Origin of the sequence: Pseudomonas sp. BF-B-26 (assembly GCF_019956495.1) — a bacterium.
Taxonomy (GTDB): Bacteria; Pseudomonadota; Gammaproteobacteria; order Pseudomonadales; family Pseudomonadaceae; genus Aquipseudomonas.
In genome coordinates, this window is sequence record NZ_JAHBDP010000061.1 from 1 (window position 1) to 24,478 (window position 24,478).

Sequence of the window (24,478 nt, forward strand, 5' to 3'; positions counted from 1 at the left end):
TCTCGCGGAGTAACTTGTGATGCTGATAATCTTGTTGACTATCAGTCTGACTCCACAAGCACCCACACGAATTGCTTGATTCAGTTGTTAAAGAGCGGTTGGTTAAGATCTTTCGTCTCAACCGAGGCGCGCATTCTACAGCAGCCTCTGTTGCTGTCAAGCGGTTATTTTTCGAAGTTTTCAAAGTTTCCTTTGCAACTTCAACCACTTGCGCTTGCGATCTCTCGTTAGCGGGAGGCGAATTCTACAGCGTTACTCGCTGCTGTCAACACCTCTTTTACACCGCTTTCGACCGAGAAGATCGAATCGTCAATTAGGCAAAAACAGACTGCCTGATCAACTCCTTCTGGGCTTCGATGACCTGAAGCAACTCGCTGCCGAAAACTGCGTAACCCATTGTTTACCAAGGAGTTTTCCGTTTCGACTGCGCCGGAAGTGGGGCGAATTATAGACTTCCAGAATCTGCCGTCAACCGTTAATTACGCTTTTCTCTACGGACGCTCAAAATCGCTGCTTATATATAGACGCGCCCGCCATGAGGCGCAGTATATTGCCCAATATCACTCTCGTTTCCTACTTCGGACGATGCCGCACCATGAATGACCAACCTCGCAGCCTTGCCTCGACCCTGTTTTCGGTTGGCCTGCTATTGATAGCCATGGCATCAATCCAGTCGGGGGCCTCTCTCGCTAAAAGCATGTTCCCCATTATCGGCGCGCAAGGGACTACCACCCTGCGGCTGATCTTCGCCAGCGTGATCATGATGTTGATACTGCGCCCCTGGCGAGCGAAGCTCACCGCAAAATCCCTGCGCACCGTCATCGTCTACGGAATGGCGTTGGGCGGTATGAACTTCCTCTTCTACATGTCATTGCAAACCGTCCCCCTCGGTATTGCAGTTGCGCTGGAGTTCACCGGCCCACTGGCGGTAGCCATCTACGCCTCACGTCGCGCGATCGACTTTTTGTGGATCGCCCTGGCCGCCGTCGGCTTGCTGCTGTTAATACCTATGGGAGAAACGACCGCGGGGATCGATCTGGTAGGCGCCGGTTATGCATTGGGCGCAGGTGTCTGCTGGGCGCTTTACATTCTGTTCGGCCAAAAGGCCGGCGCCGACAATGGCGTGCAGACCGCGGCACTGGGGGTGATGATTGCGGCATTTTTTGTAGCCCCTATCGGCATCGTCCATGCTGGTACCGCGCTGCTCACTCCCTCACTGATCCCCGTGGCCATCGCTGTCGCCATTCTGTCCACCGCCGTGCCCTACACGCTGGAGATGGTCGCCCTCACCCGAATCCCGACCCGGACATTCGGCACGTTGATGAGCATTGAACCTGCGATCGGCGCACTGTCAGGCCTGTTGTTTCTCCATGAGTACCTTTCACTGTCTCAATGGATGGCCATCATGTGCATCATTCTGGCTTCCATAGGCGCGACCATGACGATGGGGAGCGCGGCCAAGCCTGCTGTCGCTGCAGATTGAAACAGGATTTGACAAGGGTCTGGTATTTGCCGCGCAATTAGGCCATGTTTAGGCCCGCAACCCAGTGTCAGACATGGATTTTTCAGATAGGGATATCAGAACGCTTCAAGCAAAAGCGAATGCAGCCAGACCCGGGCGCAAAGATCCGGGGACGCTATAAGGACAGTAATGAAACGAATTTTGATAATGATCGCCGTACTTGCGGTTGCGGGCTGCGCGGCGACATCGAAAACCCAGGTAAAACACGGCAAGAGAGGGCTGCATATCAACTGTTCCGGGCTCTCGTCATCCTGGGACAAGTGCTACACCAGCGCTGCCAACTCGTGCGCTCCCAAAGGTTACAAGGTCATCGCCAAGTCAGGGGACGCCGTAGAAGAACCAGGCGATTACCCGTTCGGCCTCAACCCTGCCGGCTATACCAGCCGCAGCATGATCGTCATCTGCAAGTAGATTGATGCCGCCTTGTCAGGTTCGTGAACCTGCGATCTGGCGGCCAATCTCATCGTAACTGGACTTCAGTACCGCGCGCTGAATGTCCGGCGTGGCCAGCATTCGCGCAATGACCAACGCACCGATACATTGCGACAGAATCGCCCAGGCCAGGCTGTCGCTGTCCAGAACTTGCGCCCAACTCTTCTGAAGCCGACAAATCCAGTTCTCCGCCTGCTGACGAATCATCACGTCTGAACGTGCAATCTCAGCCCCCAATGCTGGCAAAGCACAGCCGGATTCCGGGTGCTCGACATGAGCCATGCTCAGGTAGTGTTTCAGGCAGCGCTGGAGCTTCTCGCGACTCCGGTCCGCCTCTAAACGCTCCAGACTTTGAGACAACTCACGCTCGACGATTGAAGCGAACAGCTCATCCTTCGATGAAAAATGACTGTAGAAAGCCCCGCCACTCAAGCCGATTGCCTTCATCAACCCGTCGACACCCACCGTTGAAAAACCAGACTTCTTGGCCGACACCGCACTGCTTTCAAGTAGTTTCTCTTTGGTTTCCAGTTTGTGATTGGCCGAGTAACGCATTGCCTTGCCCTCAGGATTGATCGCCTTGACGCTTTCCGAATCGTAGCATAACGTTCGTTTAGTTAACGATCGTTTAGCAAAGGGATCTACCCATGAAGAACAAGAAGGTCGTACTGGTTGTAGGTGCTGGGGATGCCACCGGCGGCGCAATTGCAAAACGCTTTGCGCAGGAAGGATTTGTGGCGTGTGTCACCCGCCGCAGCGCGGACAAACTCCAGCCGCTGGTGGATGCCATCAAGGCCGATGGCGGTGAAGCCCACGGATTTGCCTGCGATGCGCGTAAGGAAGAGGACGTGATTGCGTTAGTTGAGCAGATCGAAAGCCAGATTGGCCCAATCGAAGCGTTCGTCTTCAACATCGGCGCCAATGTGCCTTGCAGCATTCTCGAAGAAACCGCGCGCAAATATTTCAAGATCTGGGAAATGGCCTGCTTCTCAGGATTTCTCAACGCTCGTGAAGTGGCCAAGCGCATGGCCAAGCGTCAACGCGGGACTATCCTGTTCACCGGTGCTACCGCTGGCCTGCGTGGAGCCTCAGGATTTGCGGCGTTCGCCGGCGCCAAGCACGGGATTCGTGCCCTGGCGCAAAGCATGGCGCGTGAACTGGGGCCGATGAATATTCACGTCGCCCATGTGGTAGTCGACGGTGCCATCGATACCGATTTCATCCGCGAGAGTTTCCCCGAAAAGTATGCGACCAAGGATCAGGACGGCATTCTCAATCCAGAGCACATTGCCGAGAACTATTGGTACCTCCACAGCCAGCCCCGTGATGCATGGACCTTCGAGCTGGACCTTCGCCCCTGGAGCGAACGCTGGTAAGCCCTCCCCCACAATAAAAAACAGAGCGCATCGACCATGAGCAAAACCGTGGAGTTCTACTTCGACCTCGGCAGCCCCGCCACCTACCTGGCCTATACCCAACTACCGAAGATCTGCGAGCAGACCGACAGCCAGTTGATCTTCATACCCATCTTGCTGGGTGGCGTCTTCAAAGCCACAGGTAACGCCTCCCCCGCAGCTATCCCCGCCAAGGGCCGCTACATGTTTCAAGATCTGGACCGCTATGCCAAACGCTATGGCGTGCCACTGAAGTTCAATCCCCACTTCCCTATCAACACCCTGATGCTGATGCGCGCCGTCACCGGCATGCAGTTGCGCCATCCCGAACGCGTTCAGGCGTTCATCGATTGCCTGTTCCACGCCCTCTGGGTTGAAGGCCGCAGCCTTGATGACCTGGCGACCGTCGCGTCAGTACTGACACAGAACGGTTTCGATCCAAATGAGGTGCTGGCCTTGACCGCCGACGAGGAAGTCAAAGCCACTCTCAAGGACAACACAGAGAAAGCAGTGCAACGGGGTGTATTCGGTGCTCCAAGCATGTTTGTCGATCATCAGCTGTTCTTCGGCCAGGATCGCCTGGACTTCGTCCTTGAAGCCCTGAGTTAGATCTCGATAACCAACCGCCCCTGCGCAGCTCCCGAGACGAGCAGCTCATGGGCGGCCTCGGCGGTTTGTAGCGTGAACTGCCGAGGGTCGAGCAGCGGTTTCAACTGCCCCGCCTCGATCAACCGCGCAGCCTCCCGAAGTATCTCCCCATGGTGCTCGCGCCCCTTGCCAGTCAGCAACGGCAACAAAGTAAACACTCCAGAATAAGTCGCCCCACGAAACGAGAGCGGCGCAAGACTGTGCTGCCCCCATCCGAGACAACTCACGACATGCCCCTCGTAAACCCGAGCAGCCTTGAATGAAGCGTCCAGCGTCTCACCACCCACCGTATCGTAGACAATGTCGAAGCCCTCCCCCGCCGTGTGCTCAACCACGTACTCCTCAACCGAAGATTTACGATAATCAATAAACGTCGCACCGAACCCTTCGATGATCGCCTGCTTCCCGGCCGATCCGGTGGCAAACACGTCAGCACCGAAAGCCCGGGCAATTTGCACAGCCACATGCCCGACACCACCCGCACCGCCATGAATCAGCACTTTCTGTCCCGCCCGCACCCGCGCACGATCCACCAATCCTTCCCACGCCGTGATCAGTATCAACGGCAACCCTGCCGCCTCGCGCATGCTTAGATTGCCTGGCTTGCGCGCCAGCAGTCGTGCATCGACGGCGGCGTATTCAGCCAGTGAGCCCTGCGCACCGCCAATGCCGGTGGCCATTGCATAGACCTCATCACCCGGCAGCCATCCGCTGACACCCTCCCCCAACGCCTCCACTGTTCCCGCGAGATCAATACCCAATACCGCCGGCAATGGCTGGCGCGCATGAGCAGCCTGACCCGAGCGAATCTTTCCATCCAGAGGGTTCACCCCACTGGCCTTGATCCTGACCAATACCTGACCGGTCTCAGGTACGGGCCGTTGAACGGAAGCCAAGCGTAAAGGCCCGTTGGCCGAATCAACAATCAGAGCGCGCATTTCAAGTGAGTCAGTCATTTCGCAATTTCCCGTCAGAGGTGGCTGTGGGATTAATCTTCCTCCCCCTCACTCATGCCGATAAGGCGCTATATAGCTATAGTGACCATGCCCATTTGGCATCAATGAGAAACCCCATGGACAAACTCAATGCAATGGCGATCTTCGTTCGCGTTGTCGAACGTGGCAGCTTTTCTGCCGTCGCCCGGGAATTGCAGACCAGCCAGCCGACCATCAGCAAAGTGCTGCGAGCACTGGAAACTGAACTGGGTGGAAAGCTGATTTCCCGCAGCACCCGACAACTGTCCCTGACTGACGAAGGTCAGCGGTACTACAGCGAATGTCGACAAATTTTGGCGGCCGTAGACGCCGCAGAACACAGTTTTCACTCCGGCCGCGAAGCTGTTGCCGGAAACCTGAAAATCGGATCGTCCGTGAGTTTCGGGCGCTTGCAGATTGCTCCGCGACTGCCGGCATTCCTCAAAAAATATCCTCACGTACAGATTGATCTGCAACTGAGCGATCAAAATCAGGACCTGGTCAGTGAAGGACTGGACGTCACCTTCAGGATCGGCGAGTTGAACGACAGCGGTTTGATTGCCCGCCGCATCGGCACCACCCACCGAGTGACCGTCGCAGCCCCCAACTACCTTGCGCAACACGGCCACCCGCAAACGCCCGAAGAATTGAGCGGACACAACTGCCTGCAGTTCAACCTGCTGAACAGTCAGAACCTATGGGTTTACGAGAGAGAGGCGCAACGTCACGCAGTGCGAATCAAGGGCAACGCACAAAGCAACAACTCCGAGGCCATCCGCGAGATGGTACTGGGGGGATTGGGGATTTCGCTGTCACCGGTCTGGCTGTTCAGCGAGGACTTGAAGGCGGGACGCGTGACCGCGATTTTGCTGGAATACAGCGCCCAGTCACTGCCGATTCATGCCGTGTCCCCGGCGAATCGTCGCCAATCCGCCAGGGTCAAAGCCTTTGTCGACTACATGAGCCAGGCGCTCGAAGAAGCGCCTGAACTCCAACCGATCAAATAGCCGCCGTCCGGGTGTTCAACCACTCAAGGGCTGCGCCATCGAGCAACGGGCTCAAGCGCTGGCGCACCTCGGCGTGGTAGGCGTTGAACCACTGCTTTTCGTCGTCAGTCAGCAGCGACGGTTCCAGGCAGCGAGTGTCGATCGGGCACAAGGTCAGGGTTTCGAATTTCAGGAATTCACCGAATTCGCTTTTGCCCGCCTCGCGGTTCAACACCAGGTTCTCGATCCGCACACCCCAGCGGCCCGGACGGTAAGTGCCCGGTTCGATGGACGTGATCATGCCCGGCTGCATCGCGGTTTGCGGTGCCGCGGCGGCCTGATAGGCGATGACCTGCGGGCCTTCGTGCACGTTGAGGAAGTAGCCGACGCCGTGACCGGTGCCGTGACCGTAATCAACGCTTTCAGCCCAGATCGGCGCGCGGGCAATCGAATCGAGCAACGGCGAGAGAATGCCACGAGGAAATTGCGCGCGGGACAACGCAATCACGCCTTTGAGCACCCGCGTGCAATCGCGCTTCTGCTCATCGGTTGGTGTACCGACCGGCACCATCCGCGTGATGTCAGTAGTACCGCCCAGGTACTGGCCACCGGAGTCGATCAACAACAGACCGTCGCCTTCGATCACCGCGTGTTCTTCTTCGGTGGCGTGGTAGTGCGGCATTGCGCCATTGGCGTTGAACGCGGCAATGGTGTTGAAGCTCAGCGATACATAGCCCGGGCGCCGGGTACGCGCCGCCGTCAGGTGTTCGTCGATGGTTAGTTCGGTAATGCGCTCACGACCCAACGCAGTGTCCAGCCAGGTGAAGAATTCGCACAGCGCCGCGCCGTCCTGCTCCATGGCCTGACGAATGTGCTCGGCATCGGCCAGGCTTTTCTGCGACTTGGCCAACGTCGTCGGGTTCAGGCCTTCGATCAGCTTCACGCCGCTATCCAGGTTATCCAGCAAGCCGGCGGTGACGCGCGCCGGATCGACTTGCAGGCTCGCCCCGCTCGGAACGGCGCGTAAGGCGGCGGCCACTTCGCTGTAATCGCGCAGGGTCACGCCGTCCTGTTCGAGAATCGCGCGCAACTTGGTGTCGACCTTGCTCAGCGCCACGAACAGGGTGGCCTGCTGCTGGCTGATCAAGGCAAAGGAAACAAACACCGGGTTGAACGACACGTCACCGCCGCGCAAGTTGAATAGCCAGGCGATGTCATCAAGGGTGGCGATGAAATGCCAGTCGGCACCGCGATCTTTCAAAACCTCACGCAGCCTGGCCAGTTTCTCGCCACGGCTGACCGTCGCCTGAGGCGGCAGGTGTTGATAGATCGGTTCATTGGGCAGCGTCGGACGGTCGCTCCAGACTTCGCTCAACACATCGATGTCGGTGCGCAGACGTGCGCCGCGCTCTTCGAGCTTGCCACCCAACGTACGCGCCGAAGCCACGGCCATTACCGCACCATCTACCGCGACGACGCCGCCTTCAGGGGTTTGCTCGGCCAGCCAGTCCAGCGGGCCGGGTTGACCCGGTTGCAGCTTGACCAGTTCGATGCCGCTGCCCTTGAGTTCCTTGGTCGCTTGTTCCCAATAACGGCTGTCGGCCCAGACGCCGGCAAAATCCGGCGTAACGATCAGCGTGCCAACCGAGCCATGGAACCCCGACAACCATTGCCGCCCTTGCCAGTAACCCGGCAGGTATTCCGAAAGATGCGGATCGGCCGACGGCACCAGCAGAGCGTGAATACCCTCCCGGCTCATCAGTTCGCGGGTTTGCGCCAGGCGTTGGGGCACCGATCCATTGATCGAAGGCTGCGTACTCATCGTGTCTCCTGCTAATCACTTCATCATTATTGTTGAGTGTCGATCAACGCCGGCACTTTCAGACCTATTGCCAAAATGCCGGAGCACTGGCACAGGCCGCTTTGATCAGGTGTACCGCTTGGTCGATGTCCTGCTCGGTGGTGAACCGGCCGAGACTCAAGCGAATGGTGCGACTCGCCGAACGGGCGTCATGCCCCAGGGCCAGCAGCACATGGGAGGGCGCATTGCTCGCGGAATTGCAGGCCGAGGTCGCGGAAAACGCGATCGAGGTGCTCAACGCCGCTGAATTGAACTCGCCTTCGTTGAAGGTCAGGCTCAAGGTATGAGGGATGCGCTGGTTCGGACTGCCATTGAGGCGAACGCCGGGAATACTCAGCAATTGCTCAAGCAAGCGTTCACGCAACCGGACGATCGTGGCTTTCTCTTCATCGAATGAAGAGGCCGCCAAGGCGAACGCCACACCCATGCCAGCGATCTGGTGAGTCGCCAGGGTGCCGGAACGCAAACCGCCCTCGTGACCACCGCCATGGATCTGCGCCTGCAAACGCTGCTGCGCGCGCGGCCCGACGTACAGCGCGCCGATGCCTTTGGGGCCATAAATCTTGTGGGCGGAAAATGACATCAGATCCACTGGCAACCGGGCCAGGTCGATCACCACTTTGCCTGCACCTTGAGCCGCGTCGACATGGAACAACGCGTCGCGAGCACGCACGACTTCGCCGATGGCCGCGATGTCGTTGACCGTGCCCAGTTCGTTGTTGACCAGCATCAGCGACACCAGAAAGGTGTCTTCGCGCATTGCTTCGCTGACCGCTTGCGGGGTAATCAGCCCTTCGGCGTCAGGCACCAGATAAGTCACCGCGACGCCGGCATCCTGCAACTGCTTTGCCGTGTCGAGAATCGCTTTGTGTTCGATCTGGCTGGTGATGATGTGGCCGCCAGAAATGCCGCGAGCCTGGGCCACGCCCTTGAGGGCAAGGTTATTCGATTCGGTGGCGCCGGAGGTCCAGACGATCTGGTCCGCCTGAGCGCCGACCAGATCGGCGACCTGGCGCCGCGCCTGCTCGACCGATTGCCGGGCCTGTTGACCGAACGCATGGGAGCTGGACGCCGGATTGCCGAAGTTGCCGGTAAAACCCAGACACTCGACCATGACCTTGATGACCCGCTCATCCACCGGCGTGGTGGCGGCGTAGTCGAAATACAGAGGACGTTTATTCATAGAAGACTCGCAGAGCATGTTCCGGGATCAGGAGGCTCGTCACTGAAACGTCAAAGCGCAGCCTCGTGAGCTGCGCCGATCGTTCAGAGCGTTAGAAATACCTGATCGGAGGCCGTTAAAGAAGAACAACTTCATTTAAAAGTGCGTAGGAACGCTCCTGAAGTCGAGCTTAACAGGCATCAGGCAACCGGTTGAAGCAATGCGTCACTTAAAGCTTTCGAGCAACAACGGATACAGCGAAGCCACCAGCAGCAAGGCCATGCCCCAGTTGAACAGCCGCAACCAGCGGCGATCCTTCAGCACATTGCGCAACAACGTGCCGCAGCCTGCCCAGACACTGACGCTCGGCAGGTTGATCAAGGCGAACACCGCCGCAATCACGATCACGTTGGTGAAATAACCCTGCATTGGCGTGTAGGTGCTGATGGCACCGATGGCCATGATCCACGCCTTGGGATTGACCCACTGAAATGCGGCGGCGCCCAAATAGCTGATCGGCTTGCTCTCGCCCTTTTCACGCTCGGAAACTGGTCCCGAATGGGCGATTTTCCACGCCAGGTACAGCAAATACGCCGCGCCGATGTAACGCAGCACGCTGTAGAGCAAAGGATAGGTTTGAAACACCGCGCCCAAGCCAAAACCTACCGCCACCACAAGCACGAAGAAGCCGCAGGTAATGCCAAGCATGTGGGGAATGGTGCGGTTAAAGCCGAAGTTCACACCTGATGCCAGCAACATCGTGTTGTTGGGGCCGGGCGTAATCGAAGTGACAAGGGCAAACAGGGCGAAGCCCAGCAGCAAATCGAGCGAGAGCGTCATGGGTGGCAGTCCATTGGATCAGTCAGGTGTTGACCCTATCGCAGGCCTTCAGGGAAACCCATGGACAGTTGCGCGAAACTTCAAGCGGTACAGTTTTCGATCAGCTAGGACGACCGTGAAGCTGTACAGCACGTTCGGCGTTCATCTCGCCTTGTTTGTCGAAGCTGAACGATTTTTGCGGTTGGCCGAGCAATTCGGCTTTTTTCGCGTGGTATTCGTCGAAGGACAAACCGCGACGATTCAACGCCTCCAGCGCCAATTCTCTGGTTTCTTCTGCGGTGTACGGCCGTAATTCCGGGGAAACATGGCTGGCACACCCGGCGAGAACGGAGACCGCAAGCAGTAAGAAAGTAGCGATTAGAGGTTTCATTGTGAGCGTCCTGACATCTGGTTCGAGGCAATGAACACAGGCTACGCCGGGTATCCGATCTGCAGAAATCAACGCTCTCGATAGTGGCTATCGACTTTGACTAATGCCGCTCAGGCAGAACGCCTTATATCTCCAAACGATCTATAAATATTAATTTAATGTCTTTTACGGAATAACACCGAACCTTTATAACAACGGTCATCGCTTCACGCACTGTTGCTCAAGCAACTGTTTGCCAGGCAACAGTCATTCAACAAACAGCTCTGCCATTCGCACAGTGTCTACCGGCCAACGCGTTGAAAGCCCCGTAAACAGGGGCTCCGAGGGATTGGTACAGCTCTTGCTCTCTGTCAGTGACTACTCACTGCTCCCTGAGCAACTGTTTAAAAAGGAACTGATCATGTCGCGTCCATTGAAAGTCGTTGCCCTCTCCGGCGGTACCTGGCGTCCATCCCGCACGTTGGTGCTGACCCAGGCGCTGTTGGCGCAACTGGCCGAACAATTGCCGATTGAAAGCAAGCTGATTGAACTGGGTGACATCGCCCGACCGTTGGGTGCCGCGCTGTCCCGTCAGGAGTTGAGCGCCGAGATCGAAGCCGAGCTGCAAGCGATCGAGAATGCCGACCTGCTGATCGTCGCCGCGCCGGTTTATCGCGGTTCCTACCCTGGACTGCTCAAGCATCTATTCGACCTGATCGACCTCAATGCATTGATCGACACGCCGGTATTGCTGGCCGCCACCGGTGGCAGCGAACGCCATGCCCTGGTTCTCGATCACCAGTTGCGCCCGCTGTTCAGTTTCTTCCAGGCCTTGACCTTGCCGATTGGCGTCTACGCCACCGAAGCCGATTTCTCCCATTACCAAATAACCAGTGAGCCCTTGAAGGCCCGCATACGTCTTGCTGCAGAACGCGCCGCGCCGTTGTTTGGCGTGCACCCCAAAAATCTGCTGAAAATCGCTTAAGGATTTCTTCATGGATGTTTTCTGGTTTCTGCCGACTCACGGCGACGGCCATTACTTGGGCACCACTCACGGCGCTCGCCCGGTGACACTCAACTACCTGAAACAAGTGGCCCAGGCGGCCGACAGCCTCGGCTACCACGGTGTACTGATTCCCACCGGGCGCTCCTGCGAGGATTCGTGGGTGATTGCTTCGGCGCTGGTGCCGCTGACCGAACGCCTGCGTTATCTGGTAGCGATCCGGCCGGGGATCATCTCGCCGACGGTCTCGGCGCGCATGGCCGCGACACTGGATCGACTGTCCAATGGCCGCTTGCTGATCAACGTGGTCACGGGCGGTGACCCGGATGAAAACCGTGGCGACGGCATCTTCCTCGATCACAGCGAACGCTACGAAGTGACCGACGAATTCCTGAAAATCTGGCGCCGTGTGCTGCAAGGCGAATCGGTGGATTTCGAAGGCAAACACCTGCAAGTGCAGAACGCCAAGGCGCTGTATCCGCCGGTGCAAAAACCTTATCCGCCGCTGTACTTCGGCGGTTCTTCCGAAGCCGCCCATGAACTGGCCGCCGAGCAGGTTGATGTCTACCTGACCTGGGGTGAACCACCGGCCGCCGTGGCAGAAAAACTGGCCGATGTGCGTGAGCGTGCCGCGCGAAACGGTCGCACGGTGAAGTTCGGGATTCGCTTGCACGTGATCGTTCGCGAGACCGCCGAAGAGGCCTGGAAAGCCGCAGACAAACTGATCGAGCACATCAGCGACGAGACCATCGCGGCCGCGCAGAAGTCGTTCTCGCGTTTCGATTCCGAAGGTCAGCGGCGCATGGCGGCGTTGCATGACGGGCGTCGTGACAACCTGGAAATATCCCCCAACCTTTGGGCGGGTGTCGGTCTGGTGCGTGGCGGTGCCGGGACGGCGTTGGTGGGCGATCCGCAGCAAGTGGCGGCGCGAATCAAGGAGTACGCGGACCTGGGGATCGAGAGTTTTATCTTCTCCGGCTATCCGCACCTCGAAGAGGCTTATCGTTTTGCCGAGTTGGTGTTCCCGCTGTTGCCTGAGCCGTACGCCAGCCTTGCGGGGCGCGGCGTCACTAATCTGACCGGGCCGTTTGGCGAAATGATCGCCAATGATGTGCTGCCCACCAAAGCCACGGCCTGACTCAGCCCCCCTGTGGGAGCGAGCCTGCTCGCGAAGGCGTCCGTACAGTCGACACTGATGTTGACTGTTCCGGCCTCATCGCGAGCAGGCTCGCTCCCACAGGGAACTGCTTCGATTTTAAAAAGGAACCCCCGTGTGACGGCCAAACCACACAGCGCCCTGATATCCCCCTTGCAAACCGCCCGTCTGTTGGCGGCCGAGTTTGCCCTGACCGCTGTCGAGCGCGATGAACGAGGCGGTACGCCCAAAGCCGAACGCGACGCCTTGCGCCACAGCGGTCTGCTCGCGTTAAGCATTCCTGTGCAGTACGGCGGCCTCGGCGCCAGCTGGAGTGACACCCTGACCATCGTGCGCGAGTTCGCCAAGGTCGACAGTTCGATTGCCCATGTCTTCGGCTTCCATCACTTGATGCTCGCCACCGTGCGCCTGTTCGCCCGGCCCGAGCAGTGGCAGCCATGGTTCGAACAGACCGCGCGCAAAAACTGGTTCTGGGGCAACGCCCTCAACCCGCTGGACACCCGTACTGTGGTGAAAAATCTCGGCGGCTGGCGTGAGTTTTCCGGCAAGAAAAGCTTCTGCTCCGGCGCCAGCGATTCGCAAATGCTGATCGCCTCGGCCGTCGACGAAAACGCTGGCGGCAAGCTGTTGATCGCCGCGATTCCCAGCGGTCGCAGCGGCATCACCTTGCATAACGACTGGAACAACATGGGCCAGCGCCAGACCGACAGCGGCAGCGCAACATTCGAACGGGTGCGGGTCGAAGAGTCGGAATTGCTGCTCGATCCGGGTCCGCTGAGTACGCCATTCGCCTGCCTGCGGCCGTTGATTGCCCAGTTGACCTTCACCCACATGTTCCTCGGCATTGCCGAAGGGGCCTTCGAAGAAGCGCGGCAATACACCCTCACCGAAAGCCGTCCGTGGCACAAATCCAGTGCTCAGGATGTGCGTCAGGACCCTTATGTCCTCGGCCACTACGGCGAATTCTGGGTCGCCCTCGAAAGTGTTCGACTGCTGGTGGAGCGCGCTGCCGGATTGCTCGACAAGGCGTGGGCCAAAGGCCCGAACCTCAGTGCCGAAGAACGTGGGCATCTCGCTACCGCCATCGCCACGGCCAAGGTCGCTGCCACTCGCAACGGTCTGGAACTCTGTAGCCGGTTGTTCGAAGTGACCGGCGCCCGTTCAACTCATGCCTCACTGCGACTGGATCGCCACTGGCGCAACCTGCGCACGCAAACCCTGCACGACCCGGTGGATTACAAACTCCATGAGCTGGGTGACTGGGCGCTGAACCAGTCCCTGCCGATCCCGACTTTCTATTCATAGCCTTCTCTTCATGGAGCCTGCCCATGCAACTGCTGACTTTACCGCCCTCGCCCGCTCTGGCCACCTCGATCCGCGCCACGGCGCAGGTGTTCGAAGACCCGAAATCCCAGGCCTTGCTCGCCCACATTCAACAAGTCGCACCGAGTGAAGCCAGTGTGCTGATCATCGGCGAAACCGGCACCGGCAAGGAGCTGGTGGCGCGGCATATCCACAACCTCAGCGCCCGCCGTAACCGGCCTTTCGTGGCAGTGAACTGCGGCGCGTTCTCCGAATCTTTGGTGGAAGCCGAGTTGTTCGGCCATGAAAAAGGTGCCTTCACCGGTGCGTTGAGCGCCAAGGCCGGCTGGTTCGAGGAGGCCGATGGCGGCACCTTGTTCCTCGATGAAATCGGCGATTTGCCGATGGCGATTCAGGTCAAGTTGTTGCGGGTATTGCAGGAGCGCGAAGTGGTGCGACTGGGTTCGCGCAAGAGCATTCCCATCAATGTCCGTGTGCTGGCGGCGACCAACGTGCAATTGGAGAAAGCCATCAACGCCGGGCATTTCCGCGAGGATTTGTACTACCGCCTCGACGTGGTCAGCCTGGAATTGAGCCCGCTGCGCGACCGCCCCGGCGACATCCTGCCGCTGACCCGACATTTCGTCGAAGCCTACAGTCAGCGCCTCGGCTACGGCACCATCAGCATCAGCAAAGAGGCCGAATTGAAACTGCGCGGCTACAGCTGGCCGGGCAATATTCGCGAACTGGAAAACGTCATTCACCACACCCTGTTGATCTGCCGAAACGGCGTGATCGAACGCGACGACCTGCGCCTGTCGAACATGCGCATCGAGCGTCAGGACGATTACCACAGCACCGTCGACGATTCACCGGAAGCCCTGCTCAATCGGGCCTTTCAAAAGCTCTTCGAAGAACAGGCCGGAGCGCTGCACGAGAAAGTCGAAGACGCGTTGCTGCGAGCCGCCTATCGCTTCAGCCATTACAACCAGGTGCACACCGCCGCACTGCTGGGCTTGAGCCGCAACGTAACGCGCACGCGACTGATCAAGATCGGCGAACTGGCAGTGAACAAGCGCCGGCCCACGGAAAACCTTCAGGGCGAGCGTGTTATGCAGCTGTCGATCTAACCCACCAGATTGCAGTGCAGCGCGTTGTCGTGGCTGCGTTCCAGGCTATGCAGCACCTGAAACGAGCCGAAGGTCACGGTTTTCGCCTGATGGGCACGGATCAGCTGCCAGAAATCCTGCTCGCCGCTTTCAAAGCTTTGAAACGCGGCCTCTCCCGCCTCGCGTGTTTGCCATTGCAGGTAGTTGAGCACCCGCCGGCCATCGTCGCTGGCCTGGATGCTGGCACTCAGAAAACCGCTGTAACCCTGGGCGAGACGCTCGGTCTGCTTCGACAGAGCCGACACCAGTGCGGGCTGTTGATGGGGTTCGATCTCGAATTCGATCAATTGGGTGAAGCTGCGATTTTTCTCTGACGCTTGCATGAAAAGTCCCCACTGACGTGTAAGCCGGATCTTGCGATCCGAAGGCCTGCAGGGTAAAACCTCGAGTTAACTTGAGGTCAAGGGGCATTTTTTAAATGATCACCTCGGAAAATCTGCACAAGGAACTCACCGTCGGCCAAGTGGCTGCGCGCAGCGGTGTCGCGGTCACGGCGCTGCACTTTTACGAATCCAAGGGTTTGATCAAAAGTAATCGCAACCTGGGCAACCAGCGGCGTTATCCACGGGAGGTGTTGCGACGGGTGGCGTTGATCAAAGTGGCTCAGCGATTGGGCATTCCGTTGTCGGAGATTGGCGAGGCACTCAAGTCCCTGCCGGATAACCGCGCCCCGACGGCGGCGGACTGGAAGGTGTTGTCGGCGCAGTGGAGTCGGGATCTGGATGAGCGGATCAATCAGCTGACCTTGCTGCGGGACAAGCTCAATGGCTGCATTGGCTGTGGGTGTCTGTCGATGGAGGCGTGTCCGTTGCGCAACTTTGGCGATGTGCTTGGGGAACAGGGACCGGGGCCGCAGCTGTTGTAATGATCGTTCCCACGCTCTGGTGGGAATGCAGCCGCGGGCGGTGATCTTTTTTTGTGAACTTGGTGAATGCCGAGGATCAAAATCAAGACATCGCCATTTTTGGCAGCACCTACACTTATTGGTCCTGCTGAAAAGCGGCGAAGTGAAATCTTCCATCTACAAAAAAATCAGGGAGAACGATCATGAGCGTCAAACCTATTCCAGAGGGTTATCACAGCATCACCCCGTATCTGGGCATTCAAAAAGCGGCCGAAGCCATCGAGTTCTACAAGAAAGCCTTTGGCGCCACCGAAGTCATGCGCCTGTCCATGCCCGATGGCGGCATCGGCCACGCCGAACTGCGTATCGGCGATTGCCCGATCATGCTTGGCACGCCATGCGATCAGGGTCCGCTGAGCAATCCGGACAAGTCGCCGTCCGTAGGTCTGCATCTGTATGTGAACGATGTGGACAAGTCTTATAAACAGGCGATTGCGGCTGGCGGCACCGTGGTGTCCGAGGTCAAGGATCAGTTTTATGGCGACCGCTCGGGGACTTTGAAGGATCCCTATGGGCATCTGTGGTTTCTGGCCACGCGCAAGGAGGATCTGACTCAGCAACAGATCGAGCAGCGGGCGAAGGAGATGTTCAGCCAGGGTTGATCCAATGATAGTTTCCACAGGGGATTGGCTGTGTACACAGAATTAACGTTCAACACCGATCCACTGTGGGAACGGGCTTGCTCGCGAAGGCGGTCTCACAAACAACACACATTCCAGATATGAAAAAGCCCGCTGACCTTCTTGGTTCAGCGGGTTTCTTTTTGCGCGGTGACTCAGTGAGCAGGACGCCGAGGATTTAGACCCTCGATCAGCTTTCTATGAAGGTGGTGTCAGCGCTTTGTGCATGGGAATGGCGTGGAGCCCGGCTACGGCGAAGGTTTCAGCGCAAGGCTGGTAACCCAGATGACGGTAAAACGCTTCACTGGTGCGGGTGCTGTTGAGTCGTGCCTGGCGCAAACCCTGATCGGTCAACCAGCCTTCGAGGTCGTACACCAGCGCTTGTCCGGCCCCGCGACGAAACCATTCCGGTTGCACGTAACAAAACGCCACTTTGCCGCTGATCGCAGCCATCGCGACGCCGACCGGTTTGTCCTGCAACAGGGCGATGTTCAGGTACAACCGCTCGTCGGCCAGCCAAGGCTGCACGTGTTCGATGGTCTTGTTGTGGGTCCAGGTGGCGACGGTGAGCGGATCGTTGCGATGGTCGAGCGCGCAACCCACGCGGATGGATCGCTCGACGATCCGGCTGATGATGCCGGCGTCGGCGGGGGTTGCCTTGCAAATGTGTAGGGGAGCATCCATGGCGCTGTTACCTCAATCCATTGAGTCAAAGCTGCTGCCGGGGACGATAGCGCCGTTCGAACCGCCCGACTAATGGAGAGAAGTTACATTTGATGTGCATCGCCGATCCTTGTAGGAGCCGAGCTTGCTCGCGATGGCGTCCTCACATTCAACGTTGATGTTGACTGTACGGACGCCATCGCGAGCAAGCTCAGCTCCTACAGGGATCGCTCAAACCGGTTGCAACGGCATGGTCAGTTCGACTCGCAATCCGTCCGGCCGGCTGTCGAAATGCAGCGTACAACCGCAGCGCTGGACAATCGCCTGAACAATCGCCAGGCCCAGACCGCAGCCGGTGCTCTGGCCGTTGCGCCAGAAGCGTTGGGTCAAATGCTGCAGATCGTCTTCGGCAATGCCGGGGCCGTGGTCGCGAACCACAAACTGTACACGGTTGCCGGTGGTTTCCAGGCTCAGCTCCACCGCGCCGTCACCCGGGGTATGCCGCAGCGCGTTGTCCAGCAGGTTGCGCAGTGCGGCAATCGACAGCACGGCGGGCATTTGCACCGGGGCGTGGGAGATTTTCGGCGGCAGCTGAAATTTGATCCGCTGACGATCACCGCTGGCGGCGTCCTGAATCGCCAGTTTTGCCACCTGCTCGGCGCTGCATTGCACACCATCATCGAACGACAGACTGCCCTCGACCCGCGCCAGCAACAGCAATTGCTCCAGGGTCCGGTGCAGGCGATCGGCGCCCTCTTCGGCCCGGGCCAGGGATTGATCCCGGGCCGCGCCATCGGTCATGCGCGCCACTTGCAGGTGGGTCTTGATCGCCGTCAGCGGGCTGCGCAATTCATGGGCGGCGTCACCGGTCAGACGGCGTTCCCGTTCGATGGTCTTGCCGATGCGCTGGAACAGCTGATTCTGGGTGTCCAGCAACGGTTGCAGTTCGCTGGGCAGCGGCTGGATTTGCAAGGGTTCGAGAGAATCGGCGCTGCGGCGCATCAAGGCATCACGCATGCGATTCAGCGGCGCCAGCCCCTGGCCGATCCCCAGCCAGAGCAGGCACAGGCAGCCGAGCAAGGCCACGCCCACCGGTACCGAAGCGGCCAGCAGGATCGACATGTTCAGCGCCTCACGCTCGATCTGCCGGTCGGCGGTGGTGATGCGCACGTCGCCGCGGGCCAGGGTGAAACTGCGCCACGGCGCACCGTCGATCATCTGGTCGTGGAAGCCCATCTTCTCGGCTTCCAGGGTTTGTTGCGGATCGGTGTGACTGCGAGCGAGGATTTCGCCACGTAGCGAACTGACCTGACAGGCCATGCCACCGGGGATATTCAGCTGTTCAGCGCTGAAGTGGGTGCCTTCGCCCTTGCTCGGCAATGGCGGCAATTGCTCCATCAGGCCGGCGACCATCCGCGCCGAAGCCACCAGCCGCTGGTCGAGGGAAAACATCATCTGATTGCGCAGGTCGCTGAGCATCCAGGCCGCCGCCAACGCCCAGATCAGGGCAAAAGCGGCGCCGAGTGTCAGGCTCAGGCGCAAACGCAGGCTCATCACTTTTTCAATTCCTCTGCGCCATCGGCCGGCCCCAGGCGATAGCCCAGGCCGCGCACCGTCTCGACAATGCCATTGCCGAGTTTGCGCCGCAGGTGATGGATATGCACATTGAGAGCGTTGCTTTCCAGCTCATCGTTAAAACCATAAACGCTGTCTTTCAGTTGCTCGGTCGACAGCACGCGGCCCCGGTTATGCAACAAAGCCTGCAACAGCGACTGCTCACGACGGGAAAGGTCCACCGGCTGGCCGCCAAGCATGGTTTCGCGGCTGCTTGGGTCGTAGGTCAGACGACCGTGCTCGATCAGGTTGACGCTACGCCCCGCCACCCGTCGCAGCAGGGTGTGCAGGCGCGCGGCGAGTTCGCGCAGGTCGAAAGGCTTGAGCAAGTAATCGTCGGCACCGGCTTGCAAGCCGTCAACGCGGTCGGTGACTGAATCCCGGGCGGTGAGGATCAGCACCGGGATTTCCAGACCGCTGTGACGCAATTGCTGCAACAGCTTCAAACCGTCTTCATCGGGCAGACCGAGGTCGAGCACCATCACATCGAACTCGGCGACCTTGAGCATCGCCCGGGCAGACGATGCGGTGGCGACATGCTCTACCGTCAGGCCTTGAGCGGTGAGGCCGGCGACAATGCCGCTGGCGATCAACTCGTCGTCTTCGCAAACCAGTACGTGCATGGTGAGACCTGTTGAAAAAAAGGTGATTAGGCCGGGGGCCGATTAAGCGGACATTATGCCGCAAGCGCCATTGCCACAAGGCCACTGTGGTTAATCATCGGTTAATCGCCGCCTCCCATTGTGCACCTCACTTGCACAGGGATAAGGCTTACCCATGCGTCGACTGTTTTTGTTTTTTGTTCTCTTGATCTCGGGTGTGGCCCAGGCAGGGACCAAACCGTTCGAGACCAAACCTGAATTTTTGCCGGTGGAAAAAGCGTTCGTCTTCACGTCCGAGCGACTTGAGTCGGGCGAAACCCAGCTCTATTGGCAGATCGCCGACGGCTATTACCTGTATCAGAAACGCCTGAAATTCGATGGCTTGCCCGCTGAGCACCATCCCGCATTACCTGAAGGCGAAGCGCACAGCGATGAGTTCTTCGGCGAACAGCAGGTCTATCGTCAGGGTCTGGAACTGAAGATTCCGGCCGGTGCCGCCGGGCAAGTCAAAGTGGGCTTCCAGGGCTGTGCCGACGCCGGTTTGTGTTATCCGCCGCACACTCAGGTCGTGGATCTGGGCGGCACATCCGCTATCGCTGCAACAAACGAAGCACCGGACCAAGCCCTGGCCAGCGGCCTGCAACAACGGGCGCTGGGCTGGAGTTTGCTGGTGTTCTTCGGTCTGGGACTGTTGCTGGCCTTCACGCCTTGCTCGTTGCCGATGCTGCCGATTCTGGCCGGTTTGATCGTCGGCAGTGGCGCCACACCCAAGCGCGGTTTCGCCTTGGCCACCAGCTACGTCGTGAGCATGGCGCTGGTGTATGCGGTGATGGGCGTGCTGGCCGCAATGCTCGGGGCAAATTTGCAGGCGTTGTTGCAAAACCCTTGGTTGCTGGGCAGTTTCGCGACTGTATTTGTGTTGCTGGCGTTGCCGATGTTCGGCTTCTTCGAGTTGCAACTGCCGGTGGCCGTGCGTGATCGATTGGAAAATGTCTCGCGCAATCAACGCGGCGGCAGCCTGTTCGGTGCCGGTGTGTTGGGCGCTTTGTCCGGTTTGCTGGTGGGTCCGTGCATGACCGCCCCGCTGGCGGGCGCCTTGCTCTACATCGCGCAAAGCGGCAATGCGCTGCATGGCGGGCTGATTCTGTTCACCATGGGCATCGGTATCGGTGTACCGCTGCTGTTGTTGGTCACCGTCGGCAATCGCTTCCTGCCCAAACCCGGCGCGTGGATGAACCTGCTCAAGGGCGTATTTGGTTTCCTGTTCCTCGCCACCGCGTTGCTGATGCTGCGCCCCGTGCTGGACGAATCACTGTGGATTGGTCTGTGCGGTGCGTTGCTGTTGATTGCCGCGTACAGCGCCTGGAAGCAGTCGGAAGGTTTCGGTCGCGTCGCCCATGTGTTCGGCGCCAGCTCACTCTTGCTGGGTATGTGGGGCAGCCTGCTGATGATCGGCGCCGCCGGCGGCAGCGATGACTTGGTGAAGCCATTGCAGGTCTACAGCGCTGCAAATTCCAGCAGCGCCGTCAACCCGGTCGGCCACGACGCATTCACCACGATCAAGGATCCGGCAGCTCTGCAACGGGAGCTCGATGCGGCACAGGCTCAAGGCCAGTGGGTACTGCTGGACTACTACGCCGACTGGTGCGTGTCGTGCAAGGTCATGGAAAAACAGGTGTTCGGCAAAGCCCACGTACTGGAGGCCTTGAGCGAAGTGCGCTTGCTACGGCTGGACGTCACCGCCGACAATGCCGCCAGCCGCGAACTGCTCGGCCGTTATAAAGTGCCGGGGCCACCGAGCCTGCTGTGGATCGGCGCCGACGGCATCGAGCGTCGCAGCCAGCGCATCACCGGTGAGGTCGATGCCGGCACCTTTCTGCAACGCTGGACCACTACCCGAGACGCCCGTTAATGCTGACCTTTACCCTCGGCACTTTTGCCATCGCGCTTAATCACCTGCTGCTGATCAGTGCCCTGGCGCTGGCGACCTTCGTCGGCTGGCGGGTGGCCAAGCGCGGCGGCGAGAATCCGGAGTCGGTGCTGTTCAGCCTGTTCCTGCTGGGCTTGCTGGCTGCCCGGGTCGGTTTCGTGGCCGTTTACTGGGCCCATTATCGTGATGATCCGTGGCAGATTATCGACCTGCGCGACGGCGGTTTCCTCGCCTGGCCCGGTGTGATCGTGCTGCTGCTGGCCGCGTTGTATCGAGGCTGGCGTCGCCCGGGCTTGCGCCGGCCGTTGGGCTTTGGCGTGGCCAGTGGCCTGGCGTTCTGGTTGCTGGCGACCTTCTCCCTGACTATTTACGAACAAGGCACGCGCCTGCCGGAAATCACCCTGCGCAATGCCGCCGGTGAAACCGTGCAACTGGCGGACTACAAGGGCGGCCCGTTGGTGATCAATCTCTGGGCTACCTGGTGTCCGCCGTGCCGTCGGGAAATGCCGGTGCTGGAAAACGCCCAGCAACACCGCCCGGACCTGACGTTCCTGTTCGTCAATCAGGCTGAAAGCATGCAAAGCGTCAGTACGTTTCTGGAAACCCAGGGCCTGAGCCTGTCCAACGTGCTGTTCGACGGCAGTGGCCGATTGGGCCAGGCCGTCGGCTCCATGGCGTTGCCGACTACGCTGTTCTATAGCCCCGACGGTCGCCTGCTGGGCAGCCATCTGGGCGAGCTGTCGGAAGCCAGCCTGGCCCGCGCCCTGGAAAACTTCGACACCCCGAATCCTGCCGTACCGGCCACCTCTTCAAGGAAACTGCCATGCCCCGCCTCCGCCACCTGCTGACGTTGACCCTGGGCGCCGCCCTGCTGCATTTACCGTCAGTGCAGGCCGCCGAAGAATTGCCCGAAGCGATCAAGAAAATCGAAGCCAAGGGCGCGAAAATCGTCGGCCAATTCGACGCACCCGACGGCTTGCGCGGCTATGCAGCGCAGTACCAGAACCGGGGCATGGCGTTGTACCTGACACCGGATGGCAAGCACGTGCTGCTCGGCAATCTGTACGACGCCGACGGCAACGACCTGAGCAGCGCGCCGTTGCAGAAGCTGGTTTACGCGCCGCTGGCCAAGGAAATCTGGGGCAAGATGGAAGCCAGCAACTGGATCGGCGACGGGAAGAAAGATGCCCCGCGGATCGTGTACCTGTTCAGCGATCCGAACTGCCCTTATTGCAACATGTTCTGGGAACAGGCGCGGCCATGGGTCAACGCGGGCAAGGTGCAGTTGCGGCACATCATGGTCGGCATCATCCGCGAAGACAGTCCGGGGAAATCGGCTGCACTGCTGGCCGCCAAGGATCCGCAGAAAGCGCTGGAAGACCATGAGAAATCAGGCAAGGACAGCTCGCTAAAAGCCCTGAAAAACGTGCCCCCGGCGATTCAGGCGAAGCTGGCGGCCAACATGCAGTTGATGGAAGACCTGGAGCTGCAGGCCACCCCGGCAATTTTCTACATGGACGGCAAGGGCGAGCTGCAACAACAGCAAGGCGCGCCGTCGCCGGACAAGTTGGTGCAAATTCTCGGGCCTAAGTGACCCCACCGGCCCCATCGCGAGCAGGCTCGCTCCCACATTGGAATGCATTCCCATGTGGGAGCGAGCCTGCTCGCGATTGCGTCTATGTGACCAACTAATTTCTCTGCGCTAGAAACTCAAGCAGCGTCTCGGTGACAAACTGCGGATTCTCCAGATTGGAGATATGCCCCGCTTCCGGCACCAGCAAAAATGGGCAACCGATCAACCCGGCCATCTCCCTTGTCTCCGATGGCGGTCGCGGTTTGTCCTGATCACCGCACATCAGCAGCGTGGTGTCAGGATTCAACTCGCCCAGTCGCGGCAACAGATCATCGCGCCCAAACGTAATTCGCCCCATCGGCACGATGCTCTCACGCAGACGCTCTGGCGGCAGCGCGGCCAGTTTGGCGCGGAAGTCCTGATACAGCGCCGACTGCGGATCGATGCCCGGGCGGAAGAAGATCGGCACGACGATATCGAGTAACTGTGGCGCGATCACGCCGGTGTCTTCGATCTGTTTGAACAGCGAGAAATAGTATTGGCGAGTCGGTTCCGGCTCGACGCCGACGTAGGTGTCCATCAGCACCAGACCGTTGATGCGCTGCGGCGCCGACAGCGCCAGACGCACGCCCCACATGCCACCGACTGAAAGACCGACCAGCGTGACACGGTCGATGTCCAGGTGATCGAGCAACGCCAGTGCCTGGCGCGCAATGTCATCCAGCGAGTGCGTACCTTGGGGTAGCGGCCCGGATTCACCGTGGCCCCAGAGGTCCAGAGCAATTACCCGGTAATGCTGCGACAGAGCGGCGATCTGCGGCGCCCACATGGCCTGGTCCCACAGATAACTGCCGGCCAGCAGAACTGCAGGGCCGGTGCCTTGATCAATGTAGTGAAGGGGTTGTCCGTCTATTGTTGCGAAGGGCATCAGCTGTCTCCTCACCAAAAATGGAGCAGGCAGACTGGGCTGCGGTGGCTCTACAGTCAACCTTGTGGCGTTTGTGCCAGGGCTTGATCGTCCACGCACAGGTGGCCAATGCTCTGACCGCGAGGGCTGCCGGCCACGAACAGCGTCGTATTAGTTCAATTTCTCATTTGACAATAATTATCATTAATAATAATTTGTCGCTCGATGTGTTGGACGGCCCAGCCCCCGCTTGCCGTCCTGCCAACCTATTTGCAGCAAGGTGATTTCCAATGACGGAACAAGTGTCCACAAGCACGTGCGATTCACCGCTACTTCAGGCATTCGTCGACAATCGACTGATTCTGGTCACGATCGCAGCCCGCATTACCGGCTGCCGGTCGCGTGCAGAAGACGTGGTGCAGGATGCGTTCTTCCGGCTGCAATCAGCGCCGCAGATCACGTCCTCGTTCAAGGCTCAGCTCAGCTACCTGTTTCAGATCGTGCGCAATCTGGCGATCGATCACTACCGCAAACAGGCGCTGGAGCAGAAGTACTCGGGCCCTGAAGAGGAAGGCCTGAACGTGGTGATTCAAGGTGCTTCGCCGGAAACCTCGCACATCAACTTCTCGACGCTGCAACACATCGCCGACGCGCTGACCGAGCTGCCCAGCCGCACCCGCTACGCTTTCGAGATGTATCGCCTGCACGGCGTGCCGCAAAAGGACATCGCCAAGGAGCTTGGCGTCTCGCCGACCCTGGTGAACTTCATGATTCGCGATGCGCTGGTTCATTGCCGCAAGGTGTCGGGGAGTCGTGTGGATGCTTTTGCTCGTCGTTAATATCTGAAATTTGCGTTGCGGTGATTTT

At 59.2% G+C, this 24,478-nt stretch carries 26 protein-coding genes; 15 read left to right on the top strand and 11 right to left on the bottom strand.

The window, feature by feature from the left end; all coding sequences use genetic code 11:
* Positions 1-595 precede the first annotated feature (595 nt).
* Positions 596-1,483, top strand: a complete 888-nt coding sequence (gene rhtA, locus KGB03_RS08995; protein WP_111452315.1) for a threonine/homoserine exporter RhtA — start codon at positions 596-598, stop codon at positions 1,481-1,483.
* A 168-nt stretch (positions 1,484-1,651) separates the two neighbouring features.
* Entirely contained in the window at positions 1,652-1,933 is a 282-nt protein-coding gene (locus KGB03_RS09000; RefSeq protein WP_218537751.1) for a hypothetical protein, read from the top strand.
* Positions 1,934-1,948: 15 nt separating this feature from the next.
* Here the strand turns inward: KGB03_RS09000 and KGB03_RS09005 are convergent, their stop codons facing one another.
* Positions 1,949-2,509 (bottom strand): TetR/AcrR family transcriptional regulator, encoded by a 561-nt coding sequence (locus tag KGB03_RS09005; RefSeq protein WP_223526864.1) that lies wholly within the window; start codon positions 2,507-2,509, stop codon positions 1,949-1,951.
* A gap of 92 nt (positions 2,510-2,601) precedes the next feature.
* Between KGB03_RS09005 and KGB03_RS09010 the strand changes: the two genes are divergently transcribed.
* Positions 2,602-3,330 (top strand): SDR family oxidoreductase, encoded by a 729-nt coding sequence (locus KGB03_RS09010; protein WP_223526865.1) that lies wholly within the window; start codon positions 2,602-2,604, stop codon positions 3,328-3,330.
* 36 nt (positions 3,331-3,366) lie between these two features.
* Entirely contained in the window at positions 3,367-3,957 is a 591-nt protein-coding gene (locus tag KGB03_RS09015; protein WP_223526866.1) for a 2-hydroxychromene-2-carboxylate isomerase, read from the top strand.
* Here KGB03_RS09015 and KGB03_RS09020 read toward each other — a convergent pair.
* Complete coding sequence (locus tag KGB03_RS09020; protein WP_223526867.1) at positions 3,954-4,952, bottom strand: zinc-dependent alcohol dehydrogenase family protein; 999 nt, start codon at positions 4,950-4,952, stop codon at positions 3,954-3,956. The two genes, KGB03_RS09015 and KGB03_RS09020, sit on opposite strands and share 4 nt — an antisense overlap.
* 116 nt (positions 4,953-5,068) lie before the next feature.
* Here KGB03_RS09020 and KGB03_RS09025 point away from each other — a divergent pair, with 116 nt between their 5' ends.
* Positions 5,069-5,977: a LysR family transcriptional regulator gene (locus KGB03_RS09025; protein WP_111452319.1), complete on the top strand. Its 909-nt coding sequence runs from the start codon at positions 5,069-5,071 to the stop codon at positions 5,975-5,977.
* Here KGB03_RS09025 and KGB03_RS09030 read toward each other — a convergent pair.
* The 4 genes from KGB03_RS09030 to KGB03_RS09045 form a co-directional block, all read right to left on the bottom strand.
* Positions 5,970-7,778 (bottom strand): aminopeptidase P family protein, encoded by a 1,809-nt coding sequence (locus tag KGB03_RS09030; protein ID WP_218537746.1) that lies wholly within the window; start codon positions 7,776-7,778, stop codon positions 5,970-5,972. The genes KGB03_RS09025 and KGB03_RS09030 overlap by 8 nt on opposite strands.
* A 64-nt stretch (positions 7,779-7,842) precedes the next feature.
* Entirely contained in the window at positions 7,843-9,000 is a 1,158-nt protein-coding gene (locus KGB03_RS09035) for a cysteine desulfurase family protein (RefSeq protein ID WP_218537745.1), read from the bottom strand.
* A gap of 204 nt (positions 9,001-9,204) precedes the next feature.
* Complete coding sequence (locus KGB03_RS09040; RefSeq protein ID WP_218537744.1) at positions 9,205-9,819, bottom strand: LysE family translocator; 615 nt, start codon at positions 9,817-9,819, stop codon at positions 9,205-9,207.
* 100 nt (positions 9,820-9,919) lie between these two features.
* Positions 9,920-10,189 (bottom strand): hypothetical protein, encoded by a 270-nt coding sequence (locus KGB03_RS09045; protein ID WP_056742349.1) that lies wholly within the window; start codon positions 10,187-10,189, stop codon positions 9,920-9,922.
* Positions 10,190-10,589: 400 nt separating this feature from the next.
* Here KGB03_RS09045 and msuE point away from each other — a divergent pair, with 400 nt between their 5' ends.
* The 4 genes from msuE (at position 10,590) to KGB03_RS09065 (ending at position 14,759) form a co-directional block, all read left to right on the top strand.
* Positions 10,590-11,153, top strand: a complete 564-nt coding sequence (gene msuE, locus KGB03_RS09050; RefSeq protein WP_111452324.1) for an FMN reductase — start codon at positions 10,590-10,592, stop codon at positions 11,151-11,153.
* Between the two features lie 10 nt (positions 11,154-11,163).
* Positions 11,164-12,309, top strand: coding sequence for an FMNH2-dependent alkanesulfonate monooxygenase (ssuD, locus tag KGB03_RS09055; protein WP_223526868.1), 1,146 nt, complete (start codon positions 11,164-11,166; stop codon positions 12,307-12,309).
* A gap of 135 nt (positions 12,310-12,444) precedes the next feature.
* The gene (locus KGB03_RS09060; RefSeq protein WP_218537742.1) at positions 12,445-13,632 is read left to right on the top strand and encodes an acyl-CoA dehydrogenase family protein; all 1,188 of its coding nucleotides are present in this window, start codon (positions 12,445-12,447) and stop codon (positions 13,630-13,632) included.
* Positions 13,633-13,655: 23 nt separating this feature from the next.
* Positions 13,656-14,759, top strand: a complete 1,104-nt coding sequence (locus tag KGB03_RS09065; RefSeq protein WP_111452327.1) for a sigma-54 interaction domain-containing protein — start codon at positions 13,656-13,658, stop codon at positions 14,757-14,759.
* Here the strand turns inward: KGB03_RS09065 and KGB03_RS09070 are convergent.
* Positions 14,756-15,121: an antibiotic biosynthesis monooxygenase gene (locus KGB03_RS09070; protein WP_192410921.1), complete on the bottom strand. Its 366-nt coding sequence runs from the start codon at positions 15,119-15,121 to the stop codon at positions 14,756-14,758. The two genes, KGB03_RS09065 and KGB03_RS09070, sit on opposite strands and share 4 nt — an antisense overlap.
* Positions 15,122-15,216: 95 nt before the next feature.
* On the opposite strand from KGB03_RS09070, the gene soxR reads away from it, so the two are divergent.
* The gene (soxR, locus tag KGB03_RS09075) at positions 15,217-15,663 is read left to right on the top strand and encodes a redox-sensitive transcriptional activator SoxR (protein ID WP_218537740.1); all 447 of its coding nucleotides are present in this window, start codon (positions 15,217-15,219) and stop codon (positions 15,661-15,663) included.
* Between the two features lie 182 nt (positions 15,664-15,845).
* On the top strand, positions 15,846-16,304 hold the full coding sequence (locus tag KGB03_RS09080) for a VOC family protein (RefSeq protein WP_192410923.1): 459 nt from the start codon (positions 15,846-15,848) through the stop codon (positions 16,302-16,304).
* Positions 16,305-16,520: 216 nt separating this feature from the next.
* Here the strand turns inward: KGB03_RS09080 and KGB03_RS09085 are convergent, their stop codons facing one another.
* The 3 genes from KGB03_RS09085 to KGB03_RS09095 form a co-directional block, all read right to left on the bottom strand.
* Complete coding sequence (locus KGB03_RS09085) at positions 16,521-17,006, bottom strand: GNAT family N-acetyltransferase (RefSeq protein WP_223526869.1); 486 nt, start codon at positions 17,004-17,006, stop codon at positions 16,521-16,523.
* 210 nt (positions 17,007-17,216) lie between these two features.
* Positions 17,217-18,542, bottom strand: a complete 1,326-nt coding sequence (locus KGB03_RS09090) for an ATP-binding protein (RefSeq protein ID WP_192410925.1) — start codon at positions 18,540-18,542, stop codon at positions 17,217-17,219.
* Positions 18,539-19,222, bottom strand: coding sequence for a response regulator (locus tag KGB03_RS09095; RefSeq protein WP_074878741.1), 684 nt, complete (start codon positions 19,220-19,222; stop codon positions 18,539-18,541). The genes KGB03_RS09090 and KGB03_RS09095 overlap by 4 nt, the downstream gene beginning before the upstream one ends.
* Before the next feature lie 154 nt (positions 19,223-19,376).
* Here KGB03_RS09095 and dsbD point away from each other — a divergent pair, with 154 nt between their 5' ends.
* Genes dsbD through dsbG form a run of 3 tightly spaced genes read left to right on the top strand, consistent with a single transcriptional unit; the run spans position 19,377 to position 22,725 of the window.
* Positions 19,377-21,113 carry a protein-disulfide reductase DsbD gene (gene dsbD / locus KGB03_RS09100; RefSeq protein WP_223526870.1) on the top strand — a complete coding sequence of 579 codons (1,737 nt, stop codon included), beginning with the start codon at positions 19,377-19,379 and terminating at the stop codon, positions 21,111-21,113.
* Positions 21,113-21,979, top strand: coding sequence for a TlpA disulfide reductase family protein (locus tag KGB03_RS09105; RefSeq protein WP_223526871.1), 867 nt, complete (start codon positions 21,113-21,115; stop codon positions 21,977-21,979). The genes dsbD and KGB03_RS09105 overlap by 1 nt, the downstream gene beginning before the upstream one ends.
* A complete protein-coding gene (gene dsbG / locus KGB03_RS09110; protein ID WP_223526872.1) occupies positions 21,955-22,725 on the top strand; it encodes a thiol:disulfide interchange protein DsbG in 771 nt (256 codons plus the stop codon). Before KGB03_RS09105 ends, dsbG begins: the two co-directional genes overlap by 25 nt.
* A 94-nt stretch (positions 22,726-22,819) precedes the next feature.
* Here dsbG and KGB03_RS09115 read toward each other — a convergent pair whose 3' ends face one another.
* Positions 22,820-23,632 (bottom strand): alpha/beta fold hydrolase, encoded by an 813-nt coding sequence (locus tag KGB03_RS09115; RefSeq protein ID WP_223526873.1) that lies wholly within the window; start codon positions 23,630-23,632, stop codon positions 22,820-22,822.
* A gap of 269 nt (positions 23,633-23,901) precedes the next feature.
* Between KGB03_RS09115 and KGB03_RS09120 the strand changes: the two genes are divergently transcribed.
* The gene (locus KGB03_RS09120) at positions 23,902-24,450 is read left to right on the top strand and encodes an RNA polymerase factor sigma-70 (RefSeq protein ID WP_192410930.1); all 549 of its coding nucleotides are present in this window, start codon (positions 23,902-23,904) and stop codon (positions 24,448-24,450) included.
* The last annotated feature ends 28 nt before the right edge of the window (positions 24,451-24,478 follow it).

Excerpts from the sequence above, each read along its gene's own strand:
- KGB03_RS09070 (WP_192410921.1), bottom strand. The coding sequence starts at position 15,121 with ATGCAAGCGTCAGAGAAAAATCGCAGCTTCACCCAATTGATCGAATTC.
- soxR (WP_218537740.1), top strand. The coding sequence starts at position 15,217 with ATGATCACCTCGGAAAATCTGCACAAGGAACTCACCGTCGGCCAAGTG.
- KGB03_RS09065 (WP_111452327.1), top strand. The coding sequence starts at position 13,656 with ATGCAACTGCTGACTTTACCGCCCTCGCCCGCTCTGGCCACCTCGATC.
- KGB03_RS09000 (WP_218537751.1), top strand. The coding sequence starts at position 1,652 with ATGAAACGAATTTTGATAATGATCGCCGTACTTGCGGTTGCGGGCTGC.
- KGB03_RS09010 (WP_223526865.1), top strand. The coding sequence starts at position 2,602 with ATGAAGAACAAGAAGGTCGTACTGGTTGTAGGTGCTGGGGATGCCACC.
- KGB03_RS09095 (WP_074878741.1), bottom strand. The coding sequence starts at position 19,222 with ATGCACGTACTGGTTTGCGAAGACGACGAGTTGATCGCCAGCGGCATT.
- KGB03_RS09025 (WP_111452319.1), top strand. The coding sequence starts at position 5,069 with ATGGACAAACTCAATGCAATGGCGATCTTCGTTCGCGTTGTCGAACGT.
- msuE (WP_111452324.1), top strand. The coding sequence starts at position 10,590 with ATGTCGCGTCCATTGAAAGTCGTTGCCCTCTCCGGCGGTACCTGGCGT.
- KGB03_RS09005 (WP_223526864.1), bottom strand. The coding sequence starts at position 2,509 with ATGCGTTACTCGGCCAATCACAAACTGGAAACCAAAGAGAAACTACTT.
- dsbD (WP_223526870.1), top strand. The coding sequence starts at position 19,377 with ATGCGTCGACTGTTTTTGTTTTTTGTTCTCTTGATCTCGGGTGTGGCC.
- rhtA (WP_111452315.1), top strand. The coding sequence starts at position 596 with ATGAATGACCAACCTCGCAGCCTTGCCTCGACCCTGTTTTCGGTTGGC.
- ssuD (WP_223526868.1), top strand. The coding sequence starts at position 11,164 with ATGGATGTTTTCTGGTTTCTGCCGACTCACGGCGACGGCCATTACTTG.
- KGB03_RS09085 (WP_223526869.1), bottom strand. The coding sequence starts at position 17,006 with ATGGATGCTCCCCTACACATTTGCAAGGCAACCCCCGCCGACGCCGGC.
- KGB03_RS09120 (WP_192410930.1), top strand. The coding sequence starts at position 23,902 with ATGACGGAACAAGTGTCCACAAGCACGTGCGATTCACCGCTACTTCAG.
- KGB03_RS09035 (WP_218537745.1), bottom strand. The coding sequence starts at position 9,000 with ATGAATAAACGTCCTCTGTATTTCGACTACGCCGCCACCACGCCGGTG.
- KGB03_RS09030 (WP_218537746.1), bottom strand. The coding sequence starts at position 7,778 with ATGAGTACGCAGCCTTCGATCAATGGATCGGTGCCCCAACGCCTGGCG.
- KGB03_RS09020 (WP_223526867.1), bottom strand. The coding sequence starts at position 4,952 with ATGACTGACTCACTTGAAATGCGCGCTCTGATTGTTGATTCGGCCAAC.
- KGB03_RS09040 (WP_218537744.1), bottom strand. The coding sequence starts at position 9,819 with ATGACGCTCTCGCTCGATTTGCTGCTGGGCTTCGCCCTGTTTGCCCTT.
- KGB03_RS09015 (WP_223526866.1), top strand. The coding sequence starts at position 3,367 with ATGAGCAAAACCGTGGAGTTCTACTTCGACCTCGGCAGCCCCGCCACC.
- KGB03_RS09045 (WP_056742349.1), bottom strand. The coding sequence starts at position 10,189 with ATGAAACCTCTAATCGCTACTTTCTTACTGCTTGCGGTCTCCGTTCTC.
- dsbG (WP_223526872.1), top strand. The coding sequence starts at position 21,955 with ATGCCCCGCCTCCGCCACCTGCTGACGTTGACCCTGGGCGCCGCCCTG.
- KGB03_RS09105 (WP_223526871.1), top strand. The coding sequence starts at position 21,113 with ATGCTGACCTTTACCCTCGGCACTTTTGCCATCGCGCTTAATCACCTG.
- KGB03_RS09115 (WP_223526873.1), bottom strand. The coding sequence starts at position 23,632 with ATGCCCTTCGCAACAATAGACGGACAACCCCTTCACTACATTGATCAA.
- KGB03_RS09080 (WP_192410923.1), top strand. The coding sequence starts at position 15,846 with ATGAGCGTCAAACCTATTCCAGAGGGTTATCACAGCATCACCCCGTAT.